Source organism: Azospirillum sp. B506, from assembly GCF_000333595.1.
In the GTDB taxonomy this organism is placed as follows: Bacteria; Pseudomonadota; Alphaproteobacteria; order Azospirillales; family Azospirillaceae; genus Azospirillum.
The window spans coordinates 1-6,794 of the sequence record NZ_BADK01000899.1 but is presented as its reverse complement, the minus strand read 5'-3'; the positions used below and the strand labels follow the sequence as shown (position 1 = coordinate 6,794).

Sequence of the window (6,794 nt, the reverse complement as noted above, 5' to 3'; positions counted from 1 at the left end):
ATATGGATCGTCGCGTTGCTCGCCTGGGCGCCGGCGGTACGCTGGCGCATCTGGCGGGCGAATCGCAGCGGGTTGGGCAGGATGGTCAGCATCGAGCCGAGCTTGCCGACCGACGAGGTGGCCTTGCCCACCGCCATCACGTCGGCCAGGCGGCGGTCGATGAAGGCGCGGGTCTCCGCATGATCGTCCGACTTGTCGTCGAGCCAATAGAAGGTGGAGGAGCTGACCACCGCCGCCAGCAGCGCCCGCTTGGTGTAATGGTTGTAGTCGGTGGAGCTGTCGCCGGCGGCGAACCACATCGCATCCACCGTGCGGTAGAGCAGCCGCAGGCCGAGCGCCACATTCTGCGGCATGGCGAGATAGGAGAGCTGGCGGCGCTTGGCCTCGCGATAGGGCTCCAGCACCTCGAAATAGGTGCGGACGGCCAGCGAGATGCGCTCGCGCACCTTCATCTCGGCCAGCGGCTGGGCTTCCAGACGGTCGAGCATCTGGCGGTCGGCCCAATCGGCGAAATGCTCCACCGCGTCGGTGACGCCACCGGGGAAGGCACGCAGCAGGGCGGACGACTCGTGCCCCGCCATCTCGGTGCCGTCGCGCAGGGACTGCAGGCTCCAGCCGTCAAAGACGACATTGGGCAGGCTCGCCACCAGGATCTCGTCGCGTAGCGTGTCGATGCTCATAGCCAACTCTCCCAGCGTCCGCCCTCAGGTCCGGGGCGGCGCGTCCTTAGCCGCGGCAAGCGCGGCGTTGAGGTGATGCATCTCCTCGGTACAGACCAGGAGCTGCAGATCGTCCATGCGATCAAGATAGAGCACGCCATCCAGGTGGTCGACCTCATGCTGAACCACCCGGGCATGGAACCCCGACGCCTCCCGCTCGATCCGGGCGCCGTCGAGCCCATAGCCGCGGTAGCGGATACGCGTGTAACGCGGCACCAGCCCGCGCAGGCCGGGAATCGACAGGCACCCCTCCCAGCCCAGGGCCTTTTCGTCGGTCAACGGCTCGATCACCGGATTGACCAGCACGGTGTTCGCCACCTCCTCCCCCTCGCCACGGTCGGCGGGGACACGGAAGACTATGATCCGGCGCGACTCCGCGATCTGCGGGGCGGCGAGACCGACTCCGGGCGCGTCCAGCATGGTGGCGATCATGTCGGCCGCCAGCCGGCAGACCGCCGGATCGGTCGGGTCGGCGATGGGCTCCGCGATCTCGCGGAGCACGGGATTGCCCATCCGGGCGATTGGAAGCACAGGCATGCCGCTATATCTGGAGTGTGCAGCGAGCCAGAGCAACCGATTCCTGGGGTTCAGAACAGGCCTATGGCCGGGCTTGTGCTGGTGAACCGAAGACTCCCCTTCACAAAGGCGAAGGGGCGTGCTACACACTGCCCCCACACAAGGGGTGCGCCTGCCGCGCATGCCTATTTGTTGCCTTGGCGCAACATGCTTCACTTGGAAGGGTGACGGTTAACGTGCAAGTTCTGGTCCGAGATAACAACGTCGATCAGGCCCTCCGCGCGCTCAAGAAGAAGATGCAGCGCGAGGGCATTTTCCGTGAAATGAAGCTCCGCCGTAACTACGAGAAGCCCTCGGAGAAGCGTGCGCGTGAGAAGGCTGAAGCGGTGCGTCGCACCCGCAAGCTGCTCCGCAAGCGGATGGAACGCGAGGGCTACTAATCGCCGGTCGCGCTTAGCGACTGCGAAGGGCGCGTGTGACGCGCGCCCAAGACCCCTTGTGTCTTGCACCCGACCGTCCCGCGAATCTCGCGAGGGCGGTTTTGGTGTATCTGCGCCATTTTTCTTGGCCAGACTGTGCGTCGGCCAAGCGTATTGAATGGTCAGCGAGCTGGATCGCCCCCCTTCGGCCCGCTGCAGCCTGCCTTGGAAAGGCCCGAACATGAGCGCTTCCAACCTCACCGCCCGCCAGTCGGTTCCGGCATTGCGCGCCCGCAAGGGGGGCGATCCCATCGTCTGCCTGACCGCCTACACCGCTCCGGTGGCCCGGCTGCTCGACCCGCATGTCGACATCCTGCTGGTCGGCGATTCGCTGGGCATGGTGGTCTATGGGCTGGACAGCACGCTGCCGGTGACGCTGGACATGATGATCGCCCACGGCGCCGCCGTGGTGCGCGCGTCCGAACGGGCCTGCGTCGTCGTCGACCTGCCCTTCGGCAGCTATCAGGAGAGCAAGGAAGCGGCCTTCCGCGCCTCTGCCCGCGTGATGGCCGAGACCGGCGCCCAGGCGGTCAAGCTGGAAGGCGGGCTGGAGATGGCGGAGACGGTGGCCTTCCTGACCGCCCGTGGCATACCGGTGATGGGGCATGTCGGGCTGACGCCGCAGTCGGTGAACACGCTCGGCGGCTACAAGGCGGTCGGCCGCGATGCCGAGGCCGCCGAGCGGATCGCCGCCGATGCCCGCGCCATCGCCGAGGCCGGCGCCTTTACCCTGGTGATCGAGGGCACGATGGAAGCGCTGGCCCGCCGCATCACCGAAGAGGTGGCGATCCCCACCATCGGCATCGGCGGCTCGCCGGCCTGCGACGGCCAGGTGCTGGTCACCGACGACATGCTGGGGCTGTTCGGCGCCCTTCCAACGAAATTCGTCAAGCGCTACGCCAACCTGGGCGAGACGGTCAGCCAGGCCGCCGCGACCTACGCCGCCAAAGTGCGCAGCCGCACGTTTCCGGGGCCGGAGCACTGCTTCGGGGTGAAGAAGGCGCGGCGTTTAAGGCCCGCTCCCACAGTTTCGTTCTTCTTCCGTTCCCAGCGATCCGCTACAGTCGGACCGCCATGGATGCAGCTTCCCCCGCCTTGATCCCGCCCAACGTCGCCGCGTGGTTCCGGTCGCGCGGCTGGGCGCCGCACCCGCACCAGATCGCGATGGTGGAAGCCGCCGAGCACGGGGAGAGCGCGCTGCTGATCGCCCCCACCGGCGGCGGCAAGACGCTGGCCGGCTTCCTGCCCTCGCTGATCGAACTGGCGGAACGGCCGCGCGAGGGCCTCCACACCCTCTACATCTCCCCGCTGAAGGCGCTGGCGGTCGACATCCAGCGCAACCTCGAACAGCCCATCGCCGAGATGCGGCTGCCGATCCGGGCGGAAACCCGCACCGGCGATACGCCGGAGGCCAAGCGCAAGCGCCAGCGCAGCCATCCGCCGCACATGCTGATGACGACGCCGGAAAGCCTGGCGCTGCTGCTGTCCTATACCGACGCCGACCGGCTGTTCCGATCCTTGCGCTGCGTCATCATCGACGAGTTGCATGCGTTGGCAGGATCCAAGCGCGGCGACCTGCTGGCGCTGGGACTGGCCCGGCTGTCGCGCCTCGCTCCCGCCGCCCGCCGGGTCGGGCTGTCGGCCACGGTGGCGGAGCCGGAGCGGCTGCTGGCCTGGTTGTCCCACCGCGGCCGGCATGAGGGGACGGACTCCGACGACGTGCGCCTTGTGCTGGGCCGCTCCGGTGCGCAGGCGGAGGTCGAGATCCTGACATCCCAGGAGCGGGTGCCCTGGGCCGGCCACATGGCGATGCACGCCATGAAGGAAATCTACGAGCGGGTCCGCCACCAGCGCACCACCCTGCTGTTCGTCAACACCCGCGCCCAGGCCGAGCTGGTGTTCCAAGCGCTGTGGCGGGTCAACGACGACAACCTGCCCATCGCGCTGCATCACGGCTCGCTGGCGGTGGAGCAGCGCCGCAAGGTCGAGGGCGCCATGGCACGCGGCGAGCTGCGGGCGGTGGTCGCCACTTCCTCGCTCGATCTCGGCATCGACTGGGCGGCGGTCGATCTCGTGGTGCAGATCGGCGCGCCCAAGGGGTCGAGCCGGCTGGTCCAGCGCATCGGCCGCGCCAACCACCGGCTGGATGAGCCGAGCCGCGCCCTGCTGGTTCCCGCCAACCGATTCGAGGTGCTGGAATGCCGCGCCGCGCTGGAGGCCGTCCACGACCACACGCTGGACGGCGAGGCTCCGCGGCCGGGCGGGCTGGACGTGCTGGCCCAGCATCTGCTCGGCATGGGCTGCGCCGCCCCCTTCCTGGCGGACGAGCTGTATGAGGAGGTGGTCTCCGCCGCCCCCTATGCGGCGATGACGCGCGACGAGTTCGACGACGTGCTGGATTTCGTCGCCACCGGCGGCTATGCGCTCGGGGCCTATGAGCGGTTCCAGCGGTTGAGGCTGCGCGAGGATGGCCGGATGGCGGTGGCCGGTCCGGCGGTGGCGCGGCAATACCGGATGAATGTCGGCACCATCACCCAGGAGGCGCTGCTGCGCGTCCGCCTGAACCGCGGCCCGGTGCTGGGCGAGGTCGAGGAGTATTTCATCCAGGGGCTGACACCCGGCGATACCTTCCTGTTCGCCGGCCAGCTGCTGAAGTTCCTCGGCGTGCGCGAGATGGAGGCCCAGGTTGCCAAGGGCGGCAGCGGCGATCCGAAGGTGCCGGCCTATGCCGGGGGGCGGCTGCCGCTGACCACCCATCTGGCCGAGCGCGTGCGCGCCATGCTGGCCGATCCGCGTCAGTGGGACGGTCTGCCGGAGGATGTGCAGGAATGGCTGCGGCTTCAGCGCTACCGCTCGGTCCTGCCCGACCGCGACGGGCTGCTGGTCGAGACCTTCCCCAAGGCGGGCAAGCGCTTCCTCGTCGCCTACGCCTTCGAGGGGCGCAACGCGCACCAGACCCTGGGCATGCTGCTGACCCGGCGGATGGAGCGCTTCGGGCTGGGGCCGCTGGGCTTCGTCGCCACCGACTATGTGCTGGCGGTGTGGTCGCTGCGCTCCCCCCAGGATATGGGCACCGATATGGATGCACTGTTCGATCAGGAGATGCTGGGCGACGATCTGGAAGCCTGGATGGACGAATCGTCGATGCTGCGGCGGACCTTCCGCAACGTGGCGCTGATCGCCGGGGTGATCGACCGCCGGCATCCGGGACAGGAGAAGACCGGGCGACAGGTCACCTTCTCGTCCGACCTGATCTATGACGTGCTGCGCAAGCACGACCCCGGCCATGTGCTGCTGCGGGCGACGCGGGCCGATGCCGCCGGCGGTCTGACCGACATCCGCCGCCTGTCCGATTTCCTGGCGCGGGTGCGCGGGCGCATCGCCCACAAGGACCTCGACCGCATTTCGCCGCTGGCGGTGCCGGTGATCCTGGAAATCGGCCGCGAGCGGGTGGAGGGCAGCGCCACCGACGAGCTGCTCGCCGCCGCCGAGGCCGAACTGCTGGCGGAGGCGATGCCGGAACTGGCTCCGCCACGGCCTGCGAAATCGGAAACAGGGCGTTCGCAGCAGGGGCGCCCTCAGCAGGGACGGTTGTCGTTGTGACACCGCCCCATGCCGTCCGCAGGTTACTTGCGCAGCTCCGGCTCCACTCCCGGCTCGCCGCTGAACTCGACAAGAATGGTCTCGTCACGCACGATGAACTGGCAGGCCAGACGGTAGGGCGGCGGACGGTGGGCGTTCTCGGCCGCCGCCAACAGGTCCCTGTTCAGCTTGCCGTTGACGGACAGGGTAACTTTCTCCTTTTCGGTCAGATCGATGGCCATCGGCGTCTTTCCGTCCAGATAGGTCACCTTGACGAGGCAGGACCCGCACTCGCCGTCCTGGCACTGGAACGGGATCGGGATGTCGTGCTTTTTCGCCAGCGCCAGCAGGGTGCCGGTATCGCCGGCGACCGCGTAGACGGTCATGTCCTTGGGCATGTTCGGGCCGGTGAACGTCACTGTGGCCATGGGTATCCTCCGGGTATGGTTGTCATCCGCCATGCCTCCATGGCGGTGACCCGTCCGGCTGCAAACATCATGCCCATAAAATTCTCATGGTTATTGGCCTTTTCCGATGATTGCCGGTAAACGAATGTTGTCAGCTTCCTCCCAAGCCAACGGCTCTGTCTGTCAGAGCGATGACAGCCGCGCCGCCCTGACTTTCCGCGGTGCCGATCTGCTGGCCGATCCATCCTGCGCGCTGCTGTGGCCGGCGGAGAGCATCCTCGCCGTCGCCGACCTGCATCTGGAAAAGGGATCGGCCTTCGCCGCGCGCGGCCGGATGCTGCCGCCCTACGACACGCGGGCGACGCTGGACCGGCTGGCGGAATTGATTGCGCGGGAAAAGCCGGCGCGCGTGCTGTGCCTCGGCGACAGCTTCCACGACCGCCGCGCGGCGGAGCGGATGGACCGGGCCGATGTGGAACGGCTGCGCGGCCTGACCGCCGCCATCGCAGACTGGGTGTGGATCACCGGCAACCACGATCCAGAACCGCCGCAGGGACTCGGTGGCCGGTCGGTGGCGGAACTGTCCGTCGGCCCGCTGACCTTCCGGCATGAGGCGCAGCCCGGCGCGGTGGGCGAGCTGTCAGGCCACCTGCACCCGGCCGCCGCGGTGGCGCTGGCCGCCCGCCGGGTGCGCGAGCGTTGCTTCGTCCATGACGGCGCCAAGCTGATCCTGCCGGCCTTCGGCAGCTTCACCGGCGGGCTGAACGTGCTGGACGCCGCCTTCGACGGGCTGCTGGCGCCGGGGTTCGAGGTGCTGATGACGGCACGCGGCCGGATCTACCGCTTCCCCTGCGGCCGTTTGTCGCCGGACCGCGCCCGCTGACTTTCCGGGATGCTCTGGCCGAAGCGTAAGCGCGGCCTATATCAATGGGTCCGGAGGAGACCAATCGAGCGCCGCGTATGTCCGCTTCCCCCATCATCGTCTGGTTCCGCAACGACCTGCGCCTTGCCGACAATCCGGCGCTGGCCGCCGCCGCCCAGGCCTCGACCGAACGCGGCGCGGCGGTCATCCCGCTCTACATCCAGAGGAG

8 protein-coding genes are annotated in these 6,794 nt (G+C 68.4%); 5 read left to right on the top strand and 3 right to left on the bottom strand.

Annotated elements, in window-relative coordinates; genetic code table 11:
* On the bottom strand, positions 1-680 hold a 680-nt coding region (locus I71_RS27900), incomplete at its 3' end, for a COQ9 family protein (protein ID WP_042701795.1).
* A gap of 24 nt (positions 681-704) precedes the next feature.
* Complete coding sequence (gene def / locus I71_RS27895; protein ID WP_042701791.1) at positions 705-1,256, bottom strand: peptide deformylase; 552 nt, start codon at positions 1,254-1,256, stop codon at positions 705-707.
* Between the two features lie 215 nt (positions 1,257-1,471).
* Here def and rpsU point away from each other — a divergent pair, with 215 nt between their 5' ends.
* The 3 genes from rpsU (at position 1,472) to I71_RS27880 (ending at position 5,317) form a co-directional block, all read left to right on the top strand.
* A complete protein-coding gene (rpsU, locus tag I71_RS27890) occupies positions 1,472-1,675 on the top strand; it encodes a 30S ribosomal protein S21 (protein WP_012974546.1) in 204 nt (67 codons plus the stop codon).
* A gap of 220 nt (positions 1,676-1,895) precedes the next feature.
* The gene (gene panB, locus I71_RS27885; protein WP_244434094.1) at positions 1,896-2,813 is read left to right on the top strand and encodes a 3-methyl-2-oxobutanoate hydroxymethyltransferase; all 918 of its coding nucleotides are present in this window, start codon (positions 1,896-1,898) and stop codon (positions 2,811-2,813) included.
* Positions 2,789-5,317: a ligase-associated DNA damage response DEXH box helicase gene (locus I71_RS27880; protein WP_042701787.1), complete on the top strand. Its 2,529-nt coding sequence runs from the start codon at positions 2,789-2,791 to the stop codon at positions 5,315-5,317. Before panB ends, I71_RS27880 begins: the two co-directional genes overlap by 25 nt.
* A 23-nt stretch (positions 5,318-5,340) precedes the next feature.
* On the opposite strand, the gene I71_RS27875 is transcribed toward I71_RS27880, so the two are convergent.
* Positions 5,341-5,724 carry a 2Fe-2S iron-sulfur cluster-binding protein gene (locus tag I71_RS27875; RefSeq protein ID WP_042701785.1) on the bottom strand — a complete coding sequence of 128 codons (384 nt, stop codon included), beginning with the start codon at positions 5,722-5,724 and terminating at the stop codon, positions 5,341-5,343.
* 124 nt (positions 5,725-5,848) lie between these two features.
* Between I71_RS27875 and pdeM the strand changes: the two genes are divergently transcribed.
* Both pdeM and I71_RS36520 read left to right on the top strand, forming a co-directional pair.
* Positions 5,849-6,586 carry a ligase-associated DNA damage response endonuclease PdeM gene (gene pdeM, locus I71_RS27870; RefSeq protein WP_042701782.1) on the top strand — a complete coding sequence of 246 codons (738 nt, stop codon included), beginning with the start codon at positions 5,849-5,851 and terminating at the stop codon, positions 6,584-6,586.
* Positions 6,587-6,663: 77 nt separating this feature from the next.
* Positions 6,664-6,794, top strand: a 131-nt coding sequence (locus I71_RS36520) for a deoxyribodipyrimidine photo-lyase (protein WP_148294388.1), incomplete at its 3' end; no start/stop codon positions are given.